Here is a 19,930-nt window from a genome sequence, read left to right as displayed (position 1 = left end):
CGCATCGCGCAGGAAGCAGCCCGGACCGCTCACCAGTTCGCGCACTTCTCGGCGGCCTGCCGGATCGCCGATGCGTCGAACTGATTGGCCCTTCGATAGAGATCGGCGTCGGCAATCATCAGTGCACTGGTCGGCACTGCGCGGCTGATCTGGCCCGACTTGAGCATGTACTGCTCCAACCGGGACACGGCGGCGGTGTCGACGTTGCCCCAGTACTTCCCGCCGCCGATCTTGTACCCGTCCCGGAAGGAATCGAGTTGCGCCTTGAGAAGGTTGGTATCCCACTGAGCCAGCACGGACGGGTCTGCCTGCCCCGTCGGTTTCGTGTTCGGCCAGGACTTCCACTGGATTCGGCGGACGCAGTCGGGGTTGGCGAATGCAAATTCAGAAGCCTTCGCCATGCCACGCACGATGGCTTCCACCATCTTGGGGTCCGATTCGATCGTCTTCGACATGGCTGCAATGCTGAAGTCGGGCAACGTACGCCAGTCCTCGCCGCGCAGGTAGCGCATCTTCAGGCCCGCATTCTCAAAGCCCGCCATGGCAGAGGCCCAGAACATGAGGCCTTGCACTCGCCCGCTCTTGAGCGCATCGATGGCCGGTGCGCCGGCTCCGGTGGCGATGAACTTGACGTCCTTGTCCGGATCGATGCCCTTCTCCTTGAGATAGGAACGCAAGATGGCAACGCCACCAGAACCCAGGCCGAACACCCCGATGGTCTTGCCCTTGAAATCCGTGATCGAGCGCAATGGTGAGTCTTCGAGCACCCCGATGCTCCAATCGATCACGCCGTTGTTCACGACAAGCTTGACCGGCTGGCCATTGAGCGACTGCGCCTGCACGGCAACGCTCGCATTGATCTGTGCGAAATCTGCCTGGCCGGCAATGAGCAGCGCGATCGTCTGTGCCGGCGGCGCCAGCGGCGTGATCTCGACGTCGTAACCCTCGTCACTCCAATAACCGAGCGCGAGAGGAAGGTTCAGTGTTGGATAGGAGATGTTGAGGACCTGCGTCCCCACCACGATCCGCACCTTCTTCTTCGGCGTCTGAGCCCCTGCCTGCGTGGCCAGGAGCATCGCGACGGCTCCCATCAAGAAGCCGATCCATCTGACTGCATTTTTGAGCATTTGCTTCACCTGTGAGGAAATTAGATCAACCAGAACTTGTCCAGGCCGGCAATCAGCTCTGCCTTGCGTTCCGCCGGAGCAAAGGAGCCTTGAAAGCCATTTCGAAGCAACGAATAGACATCGCCATCCGACAACCGAAGCGCGGAGGCCACGCCCACGAGGTTGTCGTTCATGTAGCCGTTGAAGTACGGCGGATCGTCGGTGTTCACGCTCACCCTGCACCCTGCGTCGAGAAGCGACTTCAGGTTGTGCTGTGCCAGAGAAGGGAAGACGTTGAGGCAGATATTGGAGAACGGGCACACGGTCATCGGAATCTGGTCGGTCGCCAGGCGCTCGATCAGCCGTGGGTCCTCCTGCGCCGTCACACCATGGTCGATGCGATCCGCGCCCAAGATGTCCAGTGCCTCCCAGATATAGCTGGGAGGTCCCTCTTCGCCGGCGTGGATGGTGATCGGCCAGCCCATGTCCTTGGCCTGGCGGAAGGCCCGCTCGAACTTTGAGGGCGGGTTGCCCTTTTCCACCCCGCCAAGGCCGACCGCGACAAACGACTCTCTGAACGGACGGGCGGCTTCCAACGCTTCGAAGGCCTGCGACTCGGTGCGATGACGCTGCAAACCGAAGATGAGCTTTGCCTCGATGCCAAAGTCGGCGCGAGCAGCTGCAATGGCCGCCTCTGTCCCTGCCAGCACGACTTCCAGTCCGATGCCGCGCTCGAGGTGGCTCTGTGGAGACATGTAGAACTCCACGTAGACCACCCTGTCCTCGGCCGACCGCTTGAGTTGCGCATAGGTGATGTCGTAGAAATCCTGTCGGGTGATCAGCACGCTCAACGCGGAGTAGTAGAGCTGCAGAAACCCCGAAAGGTCGGTGAACTTGTAGGCCGCTCGCACCTCATCTGCCGTGGTGTAGGGGACCTTCACCTGGTTTCGCGCGCTCAGCGCCAGCAGGGTCTCCGGGCCGATGGTGCCTTCGAGATGCACATGAAGCTCGGCCTTGGGCGCTCGAGCGATCTTGGCCGGCGACGGACCGGCATGCGTCGACGATTTCATCTGCATCGTCTCGCTGACCTGCTGCGGTTGGTTCATTGCGCGATCCTATGGATCATCGAGGTTGCCGGGGTTAGCATTTTTCGGTCCCCACGTTCTCAAAAGTCGCACACCCGCGGCGACCGACCCTCGACGCCGTGCGTTGCCAATTCAGGCACGGTGTGTCATGTTTTCTCTGCTTGTCGCTGAAAAACCGAATCGCATACTGATCGCACCTGCTCTCCTGCAAGACGGACATCGAGTCCGCCGCCAACCGGGCGGGTAAAGGAATGATCTCAATGCGCAACTTCAAAGCTGAAAAACTCAAGCTCGGCGGTTTGTTCCATCCGACAGGCAACCACGTCGCGTCATGGCTGCATCCGCATTCCCAACTGGACGCGGGGTCGAACTTCCAACACTACGTCGAGCTCGCCCAACTTGCCGAGCAAGGCAAGTTCGATCTGATGTTTCTGGCCGACGCCGCCGCAGTGCGCGGCGGCGATCTCGAGGCGCTCAGTCGTTGGCCTCAGTACATGGCCTACTTCGAGCCGACCACTCTCTTGTCGGCGCTGGCTGCGGTGACGAGCCGAATCGGACTCGTAGCGACGGCCACCACGACCTACAACGAGCCGTACAACATCGCCAGGCGGTTCGCATCGCTCGACCACATCAGCGCGGGCCGCGCGGGTTGGAACGTTGTGACCTCGTCGAACCTCGATGAGAGCAAGAACTTCGGGCGCGATGAGCACCTGGAACATGGCGACCGCTATGCGCGTGCAAAGGAGTTCGCCGCTGTAGTTCGTGGCCTTTGGGACAGTTGGGAAGACGACGCCTTCATGCGGGATCGGGAGCAGCAGCGCTACTTCGATCCAGCGAAGCTGCATGTACTGAACCACAAGGGTGAAAATTTCTCGGTCAAAGGCCCGCTGAACATTTCGCGTCCTCCTCAGGGCCATCCGGTCATCGCGCAGGCGGGCTCATCAGAGCCGGGAAAGGAGCTGGCGGCGGAAACTGCAGACATCGTGTTCACAGCCCAAGGCGACCTGGACGGGGCAAAGAAGTTCTACAACGACCTCAAGGGCCGCATGGCCAGGTACGGCCGCGAACCACAGTCCTTGAAGATCATGCCGGGCTTGAACCCGATCGTCGGAGATACGGAGGCCGAGGCCAGGGAAAAGCATGCCTACCTGCAGTCGCTGATCCACCCGTCGGTTGGCCTTGAACTGCTGTCGAATGCCATCGGAGGCGTCGACCTGAAAGGCATCGACATCGACCAACCGCTGCCCCTCGATCTTCTGGAGCGCGATACCAACACCAGCAAGAGCACGCTCGAAGGCGTGATGAAGATGGCGCAGCGCGAGAACCTGACCGTGCGCCAGCTCTACGAGCGCTTCGCGGGTGCGCGAGGCCAACGCACCCTGGTTGGAACGCCCGAGCAGATCGCCCGCGACATGACCCAGTGGTTCGAGGCCGGCGCCGTCGATGGTTTCCTCATTCAGCCCGCCGAGTTGCCGAACGGCCTGAAGGACTTTGTTTACGACGTTGTGCCGCTCCTTCAGCACATGGGCGTTTTCCGAACCGAGTATGAAGGTTCGACCCTGCGGGAACATCTCGACCTGCCAAGGCCTGCCAATCGGTTCGCTTCCACTGCGCCTGCGAGCGCCGGCCAGCGAGGGTGATCATGACCGACACTGAAACATTCAAGATTGCGATGCGTCGAATGGCCGGCGCGGTATGCATCGTGGCCACGGAAGTCGATGGCAAGCGAGCGGGCATGGCGGCCACCTCGGTCGTTTCCCTCTCGGCCGATCCGCCGTCGCTCCTGGTCTGCGTCAACAGATCGGCGTCCGTGCATCCCCTGCTCCACGCCTGCGGCATGTTCTCCGTGAGCGTCCTGTCGCGAGCGCAGCAGGACCTCTGCGCGGACTTCGGCGGCAAGTACGACCAGGAGGAGCGGTTCAACCGCAGTCGATGGCTTTCGGGCCCCTTTCAGCTGCCCCACTCACCCGGCGCGCAAGCCACCTTCTTCTGCAAGATTGCGACCTCCAGTTCGTTTGCAACGCACACCGTTTTCATCGCCGAAGTCTTCGAAAGCCGCTTCGTCGAGCAGGTCGATCCGCTCGTCTATCTGAACGGCCAGTGCCGCGCATTGGCATAGATTGACGCCGGCAAGTGCGCAGCCATAGCATCCATCACCACGACGCGAGTCCTCCATGAAGATGCTCTTGTCTCCCTTGATGCGGTACATCTGCCAGGTCGCAGAAGACGGGTCGATCCGCAAGGCGTCCGAGTATCTTCACATTTCGCCATCGGCCATCAACCGCCAGATCATCAACTTCGAAGAACTCATCGGCGCACCGATCTTCGAACGCCTGCCTCGAGGGATGAAGCTGACGGACGCCGGCCGCGTGATCTACGACATCATCAAGGACTTCGAGAAGGTCTCCGCTGCCGCGGTATCGGAAGTGAGCGCCATCAAGGGCAAGCAGAGAGGCCATGTTGCGATCGGCACCATCCAGACGCTGGCTGGCGATTTCTTCCCCGGCTTTCTGGCGCGCTCTCGCCAGGACAACCCCGACATCTCCTTCTCGATCTTCAGCGGCAACACCGAAGAGATCGTGCGCAAGGTCGTGGGCAACGAGCTGGACATCGGGATCTGTTGGGAGCCTCCCGAGCAAGTCCCCATCGAGAAACTGAAGATCCATTCGATGGATATCGGCGTCGCGATGCATCCGTCGCATCCGCTCGCACAGGAACCGGACCTGTCCCTGCAGCAGTGCCGCGACTTCCCGATCATCTTCCCCGCGGATGGAATGGAGATCAGGAAGCTCCTGGACCGGATCAACGTCGGTCGAAAAACGAGCATTTCGCCAGCCATCACGACCAACGCCATGTCGCTGATCCGGTCGCTTGCGCTGTCAGGCACGGGACTTTCCGTGACGACGCTCCTCTCTGTGGCAAACGAAGTCGCGAGCGGACAACTGGCCTTCAAGAATCTGCGCGACGTGGGCAGCCAGCACCTGCGGCTGGCGATTTTTCATCGTCAGACAGCGTCGTTGCCCGCAGCTGCGCGGATGGTGTGCGACTCGATCCTTCTTGCGCTCGACAGCTACCTGGCCCCGCCCCGGCTGGCCTCCTGAGCCGCGAAGGTCGCTTGAGGCGACCTTGCGGAGCCTCGGTCTCGCCGGTCTCTCGGCAGGCCAACTCACATGAACTTATGAGCGCCAAGGAAGGACGCGATTTCAGCGAGACCTGGTGCACGACCAAGCGGCCTCCCGGGTTTTCACTCAGAACTACTTGAATAATCAAACGTATAGTTCACAATATGCTTGATTTTTCAATCAAATAACCTCCGCGAGACCGTCATGCCGCAAGCTTTTCACCTCGACGTCAACGGCGCCACGCACAGCGTGCGTTGCGAACCCGACGCTCCGCTGCTCTACATCCTGCGCAACGACCTCGGGCTCAACAGCCCCAAGTTCGGCTGCGGTGCTGCACAGTGCGGCAGCTGCGCGGTGCTGCTCGACGGGCAGGAGTTGCGCTCGTGCGTGATGCCGGTCTCCGCCGTCGGCAAGGGCAAGCTCACGACGCTGGAAGGGCTCTCGGTGCCGGCCGTCAAAGGCAGCGCGAAGCCGCCGAAGCTGCATCCGCTGCAGCAGGCCTTTCTCGACGAGCAGGCGGCGCAGTGCGGCTACTGCACCAGCGGCATGATCATCGCCGCCAAGGCGCTGCTGGACCGCACGCCGAAGCCCGACGAGTCCGCCATCCGCACCGCGCTCGACGGCCACATCTGCCGATGCGGCACGCAGAACCGGATCGTCAAGGCCGTGCTGCGCGCGGCAGGCACCGCCCCGCAAGGACAAGTGCAATGACCGCCGACACCCTGCTGACGCGCCGCGCCGCCGGCAAGCTGATGGGCGGCATCCTCATCGCGTTCTCGATGGCGGACCGCTTTGCCCTCGCCCAGATCGCGACCGCATTGCCGGGAAGCCTGAAGGCCAACCCGCGGCTGGAATCGTGGATTCGCATCCAGCCGGACGGCACCGTGGCCGTCTTCAGCGGCAAGGCCGAACTGGGCCAGGGCATCTTCACCGCGCTGAGCCAGATCGTCGCGGAAGAACTGGACGTAGCGGTCAGCCGCATCCGCATCAGCGGCGCGAGCACCCTGACCGGCCCGGACGAGCGCTACACCTATGGCAGCCAGTCGGTCGAACTCAGCGGCGATGCGTTGCGCCGCGCGAGCGTGCAGGCGCGCAGCCTGCTGCTCGGCGCGGCGGCGCAATCGCTCGGCGTGCAGCCGGACCTGCTCACCGTGCGCGACGGAACCGTCGAAGGACCGGCCGGCCAACGCATCACCTACTGGCAGATCGCGCAGCGAGGCCCCGACGCGCTCAAGCAGACGCTGACCGGGACAGGCAAACCCAAGGACCCGGGCGCCTACACCGTCGTGGGCAAGCCGTTCGCACGCATCGACCTGCCCGGCAAGCTGTCGGGTGCGCCGGCCTTCGTGCAGGACCTGCGCCTGCCCGGCATGGTGTTCGGCCGCGTGGTCCTGCCGCCGCGCTCGGGCCTCACGCTCGAGGCATTCGACGAAGCGGCCGTGCGCCGCCTGCCGGGCGTGATCGCCGTGGTGCGCGAGGGTAGCTTTCTCGGTGTGGTGGCCGAGCGCGAGGAGCAGGCCGTGCGTGCAAGCGCCGCGCTGCATGCATCGGCCCGCTGGGGCGGTCAGCTGCCCGCGTTGCCCGACCCTCAGGCGTTGCCCGAAGCGCTGCGCCAGCTGCGGCGCGAGGACAGCGTCATCGCCAACGCGGGGCAGGACCGTCCGGCCCCGGAAGGCCGGCGCATCACCGCGTCGTACAGCCGGCCCTACATCTCGCACGGCAGCGTCGGCCCTTCCTGCGCGGTGGCGGTGCTGCACGGCGACCACATGCAGGTGTGGTCGCACACGCAGGGCGCCTACCCGCTGCGCGGCGATCTCGCGACCGTCCTGCAGATGCCCGAAGCGAAGGTCGACGTGGTCCACATGCCGGGCGCCGGATGCTACGGCCACAACGGTGCCGACGACGTGGCGCTCGATGCGGCATTGCTCGCCCGCGCGGTCGCGGGACGGCCGGTCAAGCTGCAATGGATGCGGGACGACGAGTTCGCGTCGGCGCCATTCGGCCCTGCCATGGCGATCACTGTCAGCGCGGCGCTCGGCCCCGACAACCGGATCGCCGACTGGAACTACGAGGTCTGGAGCAACTCGCACGCGATGCGCCCGGGGCAGCCTGGCGGCGTGAACCTGCTGTCGGCCTGGCACCTGCCCAAGCCCTATGCCCCGTCGGAGCCGCTGCGCATTCCGCAACCCTTCGGCGACGGCGACCGCAACGCGTTGCCCGAATACACCTTGCCCCGCCGCAAGATCGTCAATCACCTGCTGCTGGACGCCCCCTTGCGCAACAGCTCGGTGCGCACGCTGGGCGCACACGGCAATGTGTTCGCCATCGAGTCGTTCATGGACGAGCTGGCCCTGCTTGCGGGCGCCGACCCGGCGCAGTTCCGCCTCGATCACTTGGCCGACCCGCGCGCGCGGCACGTCGTTGAAGAAGTGATCAGGCGGTCCGCGTGGTCGGTTGCGGGGAGCCGGCGCGGCGACGACGGAAAGGGCGTGCTGCACGGACGCGGCTTTGCCTACTCGCGGTACAAGAACATGCAGACCTACGCGGCTGTGGTGGCGGACATCGAGGTCGACCGGGCCTCAGGCGCCGTCCGAGTCCCGCGCGTGGTGGTCGTCATCGACACCGGACGCATCGTGAACCCGGACGGCGTGGCGAACCAGATCGAGGGCGGCATCCTGCAAAGCATCAGCTGGACGGTGAAGGAGCAGGTTCGCTTCGACCGCGAACACGTGTTGACGCGGGCCTGGTCGGACTACCCGGTCATGGGCTTCAGCGAGGTGCCCGAGGTCGAACTGACGATGGTCGACCGTCCGCACGAGCCCTCGCTAGGCGCCGGCGAAGGCGCGCTCGGGCCGGCGGCCGCCGCGGTGGGGAACGCCTTCGCCAACGCCACGGGACGGCGCATTCGCGACCTTCCGATGATTCCGGAACGGGTAAAGGTCGCCCTGGCAGCGTGACTCCCCGAAATGGAGACTCAGGGCGCAGAGTTGCGGCTGCGGCGAATCCTCGCCAATGCCTGGCAGCGGAAGAGGTCGCAAAGACCTTGGCGCGTGAGCGCTCCAAGCGACTCAAAGTGGCCGCGCTGACTTTCTTCATTCTGGAAATGCTGCCGCGCGTTGCAAGCGGCGACCACCGGTTTGCCGGGAGAGAGTCAGGTGTCCGTCTCCGCCCTCGAAGACGGCCCCTCGATGGATGTGTACGCCGCACAATTGGCCAGTTGCCGATTCTCGGAGACCTTGTCCGGCAGCATCGAGCGCAAACGCGAAGGAGCCAGATTTGCAAGTCAAAAGGATCGTTGCCAATTTCGAGGCCGTCGACATCAGCCGGGCGCGAGCGTTCTATCAAGACGTTCTTGGTCTCGAGCTTTTAATGGACCATGGCTGGATTCAGACCTATGGCTCCCAAGCCGAGATGACTGTCCAGGTGAGTTTCGCCGTCGAGGGTGGCTCCGGGACGCCCGTGCCAGACCTGTCGATCGAGGTGGATGACGTGGACGCAGCGCTCGAAGGCATGCGGGCTGCCGGCTTCTCCATCGAATACGGGCCAGTCGACGAACCTTGGGGCGTCCGTCGTTTCTTCGTTCGTGACCCATTCGGGAAACTGGTCAACATCCTTGCGCACGTATGAGCGCCGATCGGGGCTCCATGCTCAGAACAAGCAATCGCCCCCCCGGGGTCAGAGATCGGCGGAATCCCACACCGAGAAGCGCGAGAGCTTGATAAGCTGGCCCATCGGTGCCCAAGGAGCCGAAGCACAGCGATTCATCAAACGGGGACGCCAGCGGGTACGCGCCAAAAAATTCGCCCTAAAAAGTCAAAAACCGTTTGAATACAACAACTTAGCAAATTTCATGAAAATTGCGACCTGGAACGTCAACTCCCTCACGGCCCGCCTGCAGCATGTGCTCGACTGGCTGATCGCCAACCCGGTCGACGTGCTCTGCCTGCAGGAGCTCAAGATGACCGACGACAAGTTCCCGCTCGAGGTGCTCAAGTCGGCCGGCTACGAAGCGGCCGTGTTCGGGCAGAAGACCTACAACGGCGTCGCCATCCTGAGCCTCGCGCCGGTGCGCGACGTGGTGAAGAACATCGGCGGCTTCACCGACGACCAGTCGCGCGTGATCGCCGCCACCGTCGACACGCCGTCGGGCCCGCTGCGCGTGGTCAACTGCTACTTCGTGAACGGCCAGGCGCCGGGCTCCGACAAGTTCGAATACAAGATGAAGTGGCTGGACGCCCTGCGCGAATGGCTGCGCCAGGAACTCGTGGCGCATCCGAACCTGGTGCTGCTGGGCGACTTCAACATCGTGCTCGAGGACCGCGACAGCTTCGACCCGGTGGGCCTGAAGGAAACGATCCATCACACGACCGAGGAGCGCAACCATTTCAAGGCGCTGCTCGGCCTGGGCCTGACCGACAGCTTCCGCCTGTTCGAGCAGCCCGAGAAGAGCTATTCGTGGTGGGACTACCGCATGCTCGGCTACCAGAAGAACCGGGGCCTGCGCATCGACCACATCCTGGTGAGCGAGCCGCTGGTGTCGCGCGTGAAGGGCTGCGTCATCGATCGCGTGCCGCGCAAGTGGGAGAAGCCGAGCGACCACGCCCCCGTGGTGCTCGATCTGGACCCGAGCGCTTGAGCGCCAGCGCGATGACCAGGCACCTGCTTTCGCGGACCGGCCGCACCCTTGGGATCTTCGCCATCGCGCTGACGCTGGGCGCCTGCTCGATCCTCAAGCCCGCCGACGAGAAGAAAGAAGATGGCAAGAGCGCCACGTCGCCCGCGGACGAAGCGACGCCGCCGAGCAAGAGCGACGTGCCGACGGTGCGCCTGATCACCGCGCAGACGCCCGCCGTGCGCGCCTACCGCAAGACCGGCGCGCGCCAGATCTACAAGGCGTATGCGAACCGGATCTACAAGGGAAAGATTCCGCCGCTGGTCTACGCCGTGGTGGTGGTCGAGACGGACATCGATGCGGATGGCAAGGTCGTCAACGTGACCTTCAGTCGCGTGCCGAGCCATGCGCCGGAAGTGCCGCCGATGATTGCCGAGCTCATCAAGGCGGCGTCGCCGCTGCCCTCGCCGGGCAAGCTGGGCGGCCACACATATGTCGATACCTGGCTCTGGGACAAGAGCGGGAAGTTCCAGCTCGATTCGCTGACGCTCGGTCAACGAAGCAGATAACCCCCGAGGCGCAATGCCTCGGGTCCGCTTTCACTCGATACCGAGTTCCTGAATCTTCCGGGTGATGGTGTTGCGCCCGATGCCCAGCTTCTGAGCGGCTTCGATGCGGCGGCCACGGGTGTTGGCGAGCGCGGTGAGGATCAGGCGGGATTCGAAGCGGCGCGAGAGCGCATCCCAGACGTCGGTGCGGCCGGCGGCCAGCAGGGCCTGGGCTTCGAGCTCCAGGCCGCTTTCCCAACTGCTCACGCCGGCAGGGGTTTCCGCCGCTTCGGGTGCAGCAGCAGTCGTCGATGCGGATTCGCGTTCGACATTCACCGATGACGGCGCAACCTGCGCATGCACAGTCGCCGCTGGCGCCACCGCCTCGGCCACATGCCCTTCGGTAGCCACCGCCATCACTTCGGGCGGGAGGTCCTTGGCTTCGATCAGTTGCGCGGGCGCCATCACGGTCAGCCAGTGGCAGATGTTCTCGAGCTGGCGCACGTTGCCCGGAAAGCCGAAGGCCGCGAGCTTCGTCAGCGCAGCGTCGGAAATTCGCTTGGGCTCCACGCCGAGCTGCCGCGCGCTCACCTGCAGGAAGTGGCGTGTCAGCGCGGGCACGTCCTCGCCACGTTCGCGCAGTGCCGGCAGGCGCAGGCGGATCACATTGAGGCGGTGGAACAGGTCTTCGCGGAAGCCGCCGAGCTTGACGCGCTGCTCCAGATCCTGGTGGGTCGCCGCGATCACGCGCACGTTGGCCTTGACCGAGTTGTGGCCGCCCACGCGGTAGAAATGGCCGTCGCTCAGCACGCGCAGGAGACGCGTCTGCAGGTCGAACGGCATGTCGCCGATTTCGTCGAGAAAGAGCGTGCCGCCCTCGGCCTGCTCGAAGCGGCCACGCCGCATGGTCTGCGCGCCGGTGAAGGCGCCGCGCTCGTGGCCGAAGAGTTCGCTCTCCAGCAGGTCCTTCGGGATCGCCGCGGTGTTGATGGCCACGAAGGGACCGTTGGCGCGCGGCGAGTGCTTGTGCAGCGCACGCGCCACCAGCTCCTTGCCCGAACCCGATTCGCCGGTGATCAGCACCGTGACGTTGCTCTGCGAGAGCCGGCCGATGGCGCGGAACACGTCCTGCATCGCGGGCGCCTGGCCGAGCATTTCGGGCGCGGCGACCATGCGCTCTTCGGAGACTTCCTCGCGCTGGCTTTCGTCGACTGCGCGGCGGATGAGTTCGACCGCGCGCGGCAAGTCGAAGGGCTTGGGCAGGTATTCGAAGGCACCGCCCTGGAAGGCCGAGACGGCGCTGTCGAGGTCGGAGAACGCCGTCATGATGATGACGGGCAGGCCGGGGTGCTTGGCCTTGATCTTGTCGAGCAGGTCGAGCCCGGAGCCGCCGGGCATGCGGATGTCGCTCACCAGGACCTGAGGGCCCTGCTGCTCGTCGTCGTCGGCTTGCTCCAGGGCCGCGAGCACCTCGCGCGTGTTCGTGAAACTGCGCGTGGGCAAGTCTTCGCGCAGCAGAGCCTTCTCGAGCACGAAGCGGATCGATTGGTCGTCATCAACTATCCAGATCGGCTTCATGCATCTCCTTGTTGCCGTGCTGCGCTAGGGCAGCGGTATCAGTATCTTGAAATCGGTCCGGCCCGGGACGCTGTCGCACTCGATCACGCCGTGATGCTGTTGCACAAAAGTTTGCGCAAGGGTCAGCCCCAGGCCTGTTCCGCCTTCCCTGCCCGATACGAGCGGATAGAAGATGCGGTCCTTGATCGTGTCCGGCACACCCGGTCCATTGTCGATGACATGCAATTCCAATGCCAATCGATACCACTGCTTGTTGAATATCACCTGGCGGGCGATGCGGGTCCTGAAAGTGATCTGCGCATCGCCCGCCGCGCGGCGCTCCGCGAGGGCCTGCGCGGCGTTGTGCACGATGTTGAGGGTGGCCTGGATGAGCTGCTCGCGATCGCCGCGGAACTCGGGGATCGACACATCGAAATCGCGCTCGATGTGCAGGTCGCGCGGAAACTCCGCAAGGATCACCGAGCGCACACGCTCGCAGACTTCGTGGATGTTGACGTCGCCCACCACGTGCGGCCGGCGGTGCGGTGCCAGGAGGCGGTCGACCAGCGTCTGCAGCCGGTCGGCCTCGTGGATGATGACCTGCGTGTATTCGATGAGGTCGCGCGACTCGACCTCCATCTGCAGCAGCTGCGCCGCGCCGCGAATGCCGCCGAGCGGGTTCTTGATCTCGTGCGCGAGATTGCGGATGAGTTCCTTGTTCGCCTGCGCCTGGTCGATGAGCCGCTCCTCGCGGTCCTGCCGCACCTGCTGTTCGAGCGGCGACATCTCGATGATGAGCTCGCCCTTCTTGTCGCCATGCGCGAGCGTGACCTGCACCGGCATCAGCTCGTGATTGACGCGGCGCAGGAACGCTTCGTAGCGCAGCGTGGCGAAGTCGTTGCTGCTGGCGCCATCGATGGCGGTGCGCAGCACCTGAGGCTCGTGAAAGCAGGCGCCGAACTGCGAGCCTTCGAGCGTGCGCCGCGAGGTGCCCAGCGCGTCTTCGAGGCCTGCGTTGGCGAACAGCACGGAGCCGTCGCTGTTGACCACCGCGATCAGCGTGGACAGCAGGTCGAAGGTCTGAAAGCGCGTGTTGGCGCCAACCGCCTTCTTCCCGAATGCCATGCGATTACTGGGGTTTGTTGGTCGGCAGCCGGCCGATTTCCCGGCGGATGCCTGCGATGTCGCTCTCGTTGCGCGCGAGTTCAGCCTTCATTTCGGCCACGCGGTCGAGGTACTTCTGGTAGTTGCGGCCTTCGCTGCCCTGCTTTTCGGGCTCGCCGTTATTGAATTCCTTCTGCAGCTCGGCCTGGCGGGCCTCGGCCTTCTTGAGCTCGGACTCGAGCACCGAGCGGGCTTCGCCATCCCTGGCGCGCTGGTCGACGCCTTCGACGCGCGGGCTGCCGGCCGGCGCGCGCGCAGCGGAAGCGCCCGACGAGCCGCCCGACGACTTCGTCGTGCCACCGCCGCCCTGGACGACGGTGACATTGCCGCCCTCCATGACCTTGCAGCCCTTCTGCTGGGCGATGGTGGCGTTGTTGGTGTATTCATTGCCGCAGCGCCACACGCGCTCCTGCGCGGACGCCGGCAGGGCGGCCAACAATGAACCGGCCAGGAAAATGAGAGAAGCAGTCTTCATGTGAATCGGTGGGTGGCGCGACAAAGGCGCATTTTCATGCAATTCCGCGCCACCGGTGACAAGATGTTCCGCGTCAAGGAAAAAGGACGGCCGAGGCCGTCCTTTTGTCTTACTTCCCCGTGAGGGGATCGCTTTACAGCGAGTAGTACATGTCGAACTCGACCGGATGGGTCGCCATGCGGAAGCGCGTGACTTCCTGCATCTTCAGTTCGATGTACGCGTCGATGTACGCATCGGTGAACACGCCGCCCTTGGTCAGGAACGCACGATCCTTGTCCAGGTATTCCAGGGCCTGGTCGAGGCTGTGGCACACGGTCGGGATCAGCGCGTCTTCTTCCGGCGGCAGGTGGTACAGGTCCTTGCTGGCGGCTTCGCCCGGGTGGATCTTGTTTTCCACGCCGTCGAGACCGGCCATCAGCAGCGCAGCGAAACCGAGGTACGGGTTCATCAGCGGATCGGGGAAGCGCGCTTCGACGCGGCGGCCCTTGGGGTTGGCAACGAACGGGATGCGGATCGAGGCCGAGCGGTTCTTGGCCGAGTAGGCCAGCTTCACCGGGGCTTCGAAGCCGGGCACCAGGCGCTTGTAGCTGTTGGTGCCGGGGTTCGTGATGGCGTTCAGGGCACGGGCGTGCTTGATGATGCCGCCGATGTAGTGCAGCGCGAAGTCTGAGAGACCCGCATAGCCGTCGCCGGCGAACAGGTTCTTGCCGTCCTTCCAGACCGACTGGTGCACGTGCATGCCGGAACCGTTGTCGCCGACGATGGGCTTGGGCATGAAGGTGGCGGTCTTGCCGTAGGCGTGGGCCACGTTGTGGATCACGTACTTCTGCAGCTGGACCCAGTCGGCGCGCTGGACCAGCGTGCTGAACTTGGTGCCCAGTTCCATCTGGCCGGCGTTGGCCACTTCATGGTGATGCACTTCGACCGGGATGCCCAGGGCTTCGAGCACCAGGCACATTTCCGAGCGCATGTCCTGGAAGCTGTCGACCGGGGGAACCGGGAAGTAGCCGCCCTTGACCGCCGGACGGTGGCCGGTGTTGCCGTGCTCGTATTCCTTGTCGGTGTTCCACGAGGCTTCTTCGGAGTCGATCTTCACGAAGCAGCCCGACATGTCGTTCTTCCAGCGGACGCCGTCGAACACGAAGAATTCGGGTTCCGGGCCGAAGAAGGCGGTGTCGCCCAGGCCCGAAGCCTTCATGTACGCCTCGGCGCGCTTGGCGAGCGAACGCGGATCGCGCTCGTAGGCCTTGCCGTCTGCCGGGTCGATCACGTCGCAGGTCAGGATCAGCGTCGTTTCTTCGAAGAAGGGGTCGATGTTGGCGGTGTTGGGGTCGGGCATGAGCTGCATGTCCGAAGCTTCGATCCCCTTCCAGCCAGCGATGGACGAGCCGTCGAACGCATGGCCCGAGGTGAATTTGTCTTCATCGAAAGCCGAGACCGGCACGGTGACGTGCTGCTCTTTGCCACGGGTGTCGGTGAAGCGGAAGTCGATGAACTTGACCTCGTTTTCCTTGACGAGCTTGAGTACATCGGCGACGGTCTTTGCCATCAGTTTCTCCTGAGTTGGATGGTGGTTAGGAATACGGGAACGAAGGATGCAGTTTCTGTGCCATTGTCGCCTCACGGAATGAGGCTTTATGAACAGATGCACCGCTTAAATACGGGCGAGACATCACCAAATTGGTGCGACAACTTTTAACGCACCAATTCTGGGCCGAGCTTGGCATCGAAAGTGTGCAACCCTTCGATCAGCTGGTTATACGCCGCATCGAGCCGGCCCGGGTCTCCTTTGACGCCCAACTCGATGTGGCGGCCGTATTGGGGGTGATCGACGCTGGGCAGGCTGAACACCTTGATGCCAGCGTGGGTCTCCTCGATGGCCTGCATCAGGGGCGTGAGGGTGGCTTCCATCGCACCGAAAACGATCACGGACTTCTCGGCGATGGCGTTGCGGGTGAAAAGGTCGGCATAGCGGCTGTCGAGCACCGATTCGATCATCGGCCAGGCCATGACCGGGAAACCCGGCACGAAATGCACATGCTCGACGCTGAAGCCCGGAATCTTGTTGTACGGGTTGCGGATGATCGTCGCGCCCTGCGGAAACACGCCCATGTTCAGGCGGTGGATGTTGTCGGGCCGGTCGGGCTCGTAGACCACGCCCTGCTCCTTGGCCGTGTCCTGCATGCGCTCGCGGATCAGCACCTCGGCCTCCGGGTGCAGCGCGAGCGGCACGCGCAGGGCCTTGGCGGCGCACTGGCGGGTGTGGTCGTCGGGCGTGGCGCCGATGCCGCCGGTCGAGAACACGATGTCGCCCGAGGCGAAGGCGCGCATCAGCGCGGCGGTGATGCGCGTCGGCTCGTCGCCCACGTATTCCGCCCAGCCCAGCTGCAGGCCGCGCGCGGCGAGCAGCTCGATGACCTTGGGCATGTGCTTGTCGGCGCGCTTGCCGGAGAGGATCTCGTCGCCGACGACGATGAGACCGAATGCGCGTGTCATGGTGAACCCCATTGAGAAAGAGCGGCCTGGTTGGCTTCGGCCGCCTCGAGGGCGGGCGTGCCGCCTTCGGCCGAGGCCAGTGCCGCGGCGCGCTGCGTGCGCAGCTGGGCCAGGGCATCGAGGCAATAGTGCGCGAACCAGAGTGCCGAGAAGGCGAAGACCAGTGTGTAGATCCAGATGGCGATCGGCACCAGCACGAAGAAGGCGGCGGCGAACAGCAGGCCCGAGGCCCAGACGATACTCGGCGCGGCGCCCAGGTAGCCGCAGAGCACGCCGATGCACAGGAGCGGCAGCCGGTGTGTGCGCAGCAGCGTGGCGCGCTCCTCGGGGCTCGCATGCTCGGCCAGCGCATCGAAGCTCATGACGCGGTAGGTGAGCCAGCCCCAAATGAGCGGCGGAAGGATCAGCACCAGCGGCGGAATGAGCCAGAGCGGCATCGAGACCACCAGCGCCAGCAGCGCGAGAAGGGTCACGCCGAGCGAGCGGGCCACGCTGCCGAGGAAGGAGGCGCCCTTTTTCTGCTCCAGCGAGGGAAAGCGGCGTTCGCCCACCAGCTTGGTGAGGGCCGGAGACATCAGGCCCGCCACGATCAGCAGCGACACGACCACGATCAGCGGCGTGGCGGCGAACACCACCACCATCGACGCCAGCACGGAGGTGATGTCGCTGGAGAAAAGCCGCCCGATCCAGGCCCAGAAGCTGGAGAGCAGCGGCCAGGCGTCGAGCGCGCCGCGCGTCCAGGCCACGGCCGAATCCCAGTAGAAATAACCGAGGCCGGCACCCAGCAGCACCATCACACCCAGCGGCAGCAGCGACAGCACGATCACGCGCGGCAGCATGCAGTAGGCGACCGCGCGCCAGAAGGAGTCGAGGAGCAGGCGCATGAGGCAGCGAGGATAACGCCTGGGATCGGCCTGCGGTGATTCAGCCGCGGCCGACCATGCGCTTGAGGCCCAGCCACTGCTGTGCCCAGAAGCCTCGGCCGTAGTCGCGCGTGCGGCCGCCCTCGTCGGGCTCGACCTGGTCGCGGATGCCGGTCGGGTCGTAGCGGTCCTCGAAGTTCGCGGTGCGGAACAGCATGTCCCACCACGGCAGCAGCACGCCGAAGTTGTGGCCGCCCAGCGTGCTCCTGCCATTCGACTCGTGGCCGAGGCCGATGCTGTGGTGCAGCCGGTGGAAGCGCGGGCTGATCCACAGCCGCTCGCCGATGGCGCCGAACCCGAGCTTCAGGTTCGCATGCTGCAGGCTCTCGCTCAGCTGCGTGAAGGCGACGAAGGCGATGAACTGCCCCGGCGCCACGCCGATCAGCTGCGCCACGATGACGATGAGCGTGTCGTGGATCACGTCGTCGAGCAGGTGGTTGCGGTCGTCGCTCCACATCGTCATCTGGCGCTGCGAGTGGTGCAGCGAATGCAGGCCCCACCACCAGTTGAACTGGTGCTGGCCGCGGTGGATCCAGTAGCCAACGAAGTCGAGCACCACGAGATAGATGGCAAAGGCCACCACCGGCACGTCGGTCACGCCGGGCCAGACTTCGTCGAGGTGAAAGGTGCCCCACCCCGCCGTGCGCAGGCTCCCCAGCGCGTCGTCGAAGAAGGGCTGCAGCGTGAAGAACAGCGCGAGGCGGAACAGCCCCAGCCGGTGGATCAGCGTGTAGAGCACGTCGATGCGGATTGCGTGGCGGTCGACCACCGGCTCCACCGAGCGCCAGCGCTGCAGCGGCCCGATCACCGCGAGCAGCACGACGATCTGGATGAAGCCGACCAGCAGCCAGCCGGTCGCGTCGAAGGCGTCCTCCGTCCAGCCGCCCAGGCCGACGGCGTACACCAGCGGCTGCACCGCCGCCTCGAAGAACCAGCCCTGCAGGGCGGAGAAAAGGTCCGTCAACCAGTCGATCACGGCAGAGGTCTCAGGGGTGGGATGCGATCCAGGCGCGGTAGTCGGGGTGCTGGCGCAGGGTCTGGAAGCAGAAGCCCTTGGCCTTCAGGCCGACGATCAGCGGCTCGAGGTTGGCCGGCGCCCACGGGTCCTTGCGCGACCAGATGCCCAGGTGCGCGAGCAGGATGTCGCCGGGGCGGATGGTGTCCAGCGCCTGCGTCAGCAGCTTCTCGTTGCTGAACTTCTCGCTCGGCAGCTCGTCGCCGAGGAAGCCGGCGGGCGCCCAGCCCACGTGCTCGAAGCCGCAGGCCTTGGCCGCGGCCAGCAGCTTGGGCGAGGTCTTGCCGCCTGGCGCGCGGTACAGCGGCAGCGGCTTCTTGCCGGTGATGACTGCCAGGCGATCGGAGGCCTTGCTGATGTTGGCGCAGTACTCGGCCGCGGTCCAGGTGAACTCGCGGCCGGCGAATGCGCCCGCCGAGGGCTTCACGCGGAAGGTCGGTGTGGTGCCCTTCAGGTCGGCGCGCCAGTAGGTGTGGTCGTAGGTGTGCGAGGCGAACTCGTTGCCCTCGGCCGCCCTCGCCTTCCACCAAGGCGCCCAGTGGTTGTCGAGGCTGTCGCCGTCGGTGGTGGTGCGCTCGGCGGCGGCGAAGAAGGTGACGCGCACGTCCTGGCGCTTGAGCACCTCGGCCACCAGCGGGGCGATGCCCATGTGACCGGTGTCGAAGGTCAGGTAGACCGGCTTTTCGCAGGTGCCGCCCTGCGCCCAGGCTGCAGGCACGACGGCGACGGCCATCGCCAGTGCGACGGCCCGGCGAGCGCGGCTAGATGCGCTTGGCATGGTCGAGGGTCCAGACGCCGTGGGGCGAACGGCCGACGTTGACTTGCCGCACCACCTTCTGCGTGGCCAGGTCGATCACACTGAGCTTCTTGGCCCAGCGCGAGGTGACGTAGAGCGTCTTGCCGTCGGCCGACACGTCCATGCAGTCGGGCCCGCCGGGCACCGCGTACGTCGCGCTGACCTTCAGCGTCGCGATGTCGATGCGGCTGATGGTGTTGGCCACGCGGTTGCTCACGAACACGCTCTTGCCGTCGCCTGCCGAGCGGAAAGCGTGGGCGCCCTTGCCGGTGGGAATCTTGCCGACCAGCTTGGGCTCGGTGCCTGCCACGTCGAACACCTGCACGCCGTCGCTGCCGGTCAGGCCCACGAGCAGGGTCTTGTCGTTGTGGATGCCGTAGATGTCGGCGGGCATCGCGCCGGTGGCCACGCGCCAGCGGATGGTCTGCGTGGGCAGGTCGACGGCGATCATCTCGTCGCTGTCCTGCATCGTCACGTAGGCGATGGTGCTGGTGTTGTCGATCCAGATGTGGCTGGGCGTCTTGCCCGAGGCGATGCGCTTGGCGAGCTTCAGCTCCTTGCCGTCCCAGCGGTACACGTCCACGTGGTTCAGCCGATTGCCCGCGGTGACGAACCACTTCATGTCGCGCGAGAACTGCAGCTGGTACGGATCGATGATGCCGTAGACCACCCGCTGCACTTCCGCCGTCTTCGGGTTGAGGAAAGTGAGCGAATCGCCCGCCGAGTTGGCCACGATGACCGACTTTTCGTCGGGCGTCATGTAGATGTGGTGCGGCTCCTTGCCGGTGGGAATGCGCAGCTTCTCGGTCCAGTCGACCGGGTTGATCACGCTGACGTTGGCGTCCAGCGAGTTGAGAACGAAGATGGGAGGAGGTTCTGCCGGCGCGGCGGTGGCGGTATGGGCCACCAGGGCTGTCAAGCAGGAAAACAGGAAGGCCGCAACGCGGCCGTTCGGGCGGGCAGGAAGTCGCAAGGGAAGGTTCCGGGAAAGAGCTGAGGATCTTAACGGCCGGCGCTGAAGGCTGGCTGAC

At 64.8% G+C, this 19,930-nt stretch carries 19 protein-coding genes; 8 read left to right on the top strand and 11 right to left on the bottom strand.

Annotated elements, in window-relative coordinates; genetic code table 11:
• Positions 1 to 29: 29 nt before the first annotated feature.
• Both GNX71_RS09230 and GNX71_RS09225 read right to left on the bottom strand, forming a co-directional pair.
• Positions 30 to 1,127: an ABC transporter substrate-binding protein gene (locus GNX71_RS09230; RefSeq protein WP_206178040.1), complete on the bottom strand. Its 1,098-nt coding sequence runs from the start codon at positions 1,125 to 1,127 to the stop codon at positions 30 to 32.
• Between the two features lie 20 nt (positions 1,128 to 1,147).
• Positions 1,148 to 2,212 carry an adenosine deaminase gene (locus tag GNX71_RS09225; protein ID WP_346776867.1) on the bottom strand — a complete coding sequence of 355 codons (1,065 nt, stop codon included), beginning with the start codon at positions 2,210 to 2,212 and terminating at the stop codon, positions 1,148 to 1,150.
• A 239-nt stretch (positions 2,213 to 2,451) separates the two neighbouring features.
• Here GNX71_RS09225 and GNX71_RS09220 point away from each other — a divergent pair, with 239 nt between their 5' ends.
• From GNX71_RS09220 to GNX71_RS09185, 8 genes are all read left to right on the top strand, one after another.
• Complete coding sequence (locus GNX71_RS09220) at positions 2,452 to 3,831, top strand: LLM class flavin-dependent oxidoreductase (protein ID WP_206178039.1); 1,380 nt, start codon at positions 2,452 to 2,454, stop codon at positions 3,829 to 3,831.
• Positions 3,832 to 3,833: 2 nt separating this feature from the next.
• Complete coding sequence (locus tag GNX71_RS09215) at positions 3,834 to 4,310, top strand: flavin reductase family protein (RefSeq protein ID WP_206178038.1); 477 nt, start codon at positions 3,834 to 3,836, stop codon at positions 4,308 to 4,310.
• Between the two features lie 55 nt (positions 4,311 to 4,365).
• A complete protein-coding gene (locus tag GNX71_RS09210; RefSeq protein WP_206178037.1) occupies positions 4,366 to 5,292 on the top strand; it encodes a LysR family transcriptional regulator in 927 nt (308 codons plus the stop codon).
• Positions 5,293 to 5,517: 225 nt separating this feature from the next.
• Positions 5,518 to 6,024: a (2Fe-2S)-binding protein gene (locus GNX71_RS09205; RefSeq protein WP_206178036.1), complete on the top strand. Its 507-nt coding sequence runs from the start codon at positions 5,518 to 5,520 to the stop codon at positions 6,022 to 6,024.
• Positions 6,021 to 8,270 carry a molybdopterin cofactor-binding domain-containing protein gene (locus tag GNX71_RS09200; protein ID WP_206178035.1) on the top strand — a complete coding sequence of 750 codons (2,250 nt, stop codon included), beginning with the start codon at positions 6,021 to 6,023 and terminating at the stop codon, positions 8,268 to 8,270. Before GNX71_RS09205 ends, GNX71_RS09200 begins: the two co-directional genes overlap by 4 nt.
• A 319-nt stretch (positions 8,271 to 8,589) precedes the next feature.
• Positions 8,590 to 8,940 carry a VOC family protein gene (locus GNX71_RS09195; RefSeq protein ID WP_206178034.1) on the top strand — a complete coding sequence of 117 codons (351 nt, stop codon included), beginning with the start codon at positions 8,590 to 8,592 and terminating at the stop codon, positions 8,938 to 8,940.
• Positions 8,941 to 9,163: 223 nt separating this feature from the next.
• Positions 9,164 to 9,949 carry an exodeoxyribonuclease III gene (xth, locus tag GNX71_RS09190; RefSeq protein ID WP_206178033.1) on the top strand — a complete coding sequence of 262 codons (786 nt, stop codon included), beginning with the start codon at positions 9,164 to 9,166 and terminating at the stop codon, positions 9,947 to 9,949.
• Positions 9,950 to 9,960: 11 nt separating this feature from the next.
• Positions 9,961 to 10,494 (top strand): hypothetical protein, encoded by a 534-nt coding sequence (locus GNX71_RS09185; protein ID WP_206178032.1) that lies wholly within the window; start codon positions 9,961 to 9,963, stop codon positions 10,492 to 10,494.
• A 30-nt stretch (positions 10,495 to 10,524) separates the two neighbouring features.
• Here GNX71_RS09185 and ntrC read toward each other — a convergent pair whose 3' ends face one another.
• The 9 genes from ntrC to GNX71_RS09140 all read right to left on the bottom strand — a co-directional run bounded on the left by ntrC (position 10,525) and on the right by GNX71_RS09140 (position 19,872).
• On the bottom strand, positions 10,525 to 12,051 hold the full coding sequence (gene ntrC, locus GNX71_RS09180) for a nitrogen regulation protein NR(I) (protein WP_206178031.1): 1,527 nt from the start codon (positions 12,049 to 12,051) through the stop codon (positions 10,525 to 10,527).
• 24 nt (positions 12,052 to 12,075) lie between these two features.
• Complete coding sequence (glnL, locus tag GNX71_RS09175; RefSeq protein WP_206178030.1) at positions 12,076 to 13,155, bottom strand: nitrogen regulation protein NR(II); 1,080 nt, start codon at positions 13,153 to 13,155, stop codon at positions 12,076 to 12,078.
• 4 nt (positions 13,156 to 13,159) lie between these two features.
• Positions 13,160 to 13,669, bottom strand: coding sequence for a hypothetical protein (locus GNX71_RS09170; RefSeq protein ID WP_206178029.1), 510 nt, complete (start codon positions 13,667 to 13,669; stop codon positions 13,160 to 13,162).
• A 133-nt stretch (positions 13,670 to 13,802) separates the two neighbouring features.
• Positions 13,803 to 15,218: a type I glutamate--ammonia ligase gene (glnA, locus tag GNX71_RS09165; protein WP_206178028.1), complete on the bottom strand. Its 1,416-nt coding sequence runs from the start codon at positions 15,216 to 15,218 to the stop codon at positions 13,803 to 13,805.
• Positions 15,219 to 15,364: 146 nt separating this feature from the next.
• The gene (locus GNX71_RS09160; protein ID WP_206178027.1) at positions 15,365 to 16,165 is read right to left on the bottom strand and encodes a molybdopterin-binding protein; all 801 of its coding nucleotides are present in this window, start codon (positions 16,163 to 16,165) and stop codon (positions 15,365 to 15,367) included.
• Positions 16,162 to 17,049, bottom strand: a complete 888-nt coding sequence (locus GNX71_RS09155; protein WP_206178026.1) for an EI24 domain-containing protein — start codon at positions 17,047 to 17,049, stop codon at positions 16,162 to 16,164. The genes GNX71_RS09160 and GNX71_RS09155 overlap by 4 nt, the downstream gene beginning before the upstream one ends.
• A gap of 40 nt (positions 17,050 to 17,089) precedes the next feature.
• Entirely contained in the window at positions 17,090 to 18,064 is a 975-nt protein-coding gene (locus GNX71_RS09150) for a sterol desaturase family protein (RefSeq protein WP_206178025.1), read from the bottom strand.
• Between the two features lie 10 nt (positions 18,065 to 18,074).
• The gene (locus GNX71_RS09145; RefSeq protein WP_206178024.1) at positions 18,075 to 18,881 is read right to left on the bottom strand and encodes a polysaccharide deacetylase family protein; all 807 of its coding nucleotides are present in this window, start codon (positions 18,879 to 18,881) and stop codon (positions 18,075 to 18,077) included.
• Complete coding sequence (locus GNX71_RS09140; RefSeq protein WP_206178023.1) at positions 18,865 to 19,872, bottom strand: beta-propeller fold lactonase family protein; 1,008 nt, start codon at positions 19,870 to 19,872, stop codon at positions 18,865 to 18,867. Before GNX71_RS09140 ends, GNX71_RS09145 begins: the two co-directional genes overlap by 17 nt.
• Between the last annotated feature and the right edge of the window lie 58 nt (positions 19,873 to 19,930).

Source organism: Variovorax sp. RKNM96, from assembly GCF_017161115.1.
In the GTDB taxonomy this organism is placed as follows: domain Bacteria; phylum Pseudomonadota; class Gammaproteobacteria; order Burkholderiales; family Burkholderiaceae_C; genus Variovorax.
The sequence above is the reverse complement of the archived record's forward strand: the minus strand, read 5'-3'. Positions and strand labels throughout refer to the sequence as shown.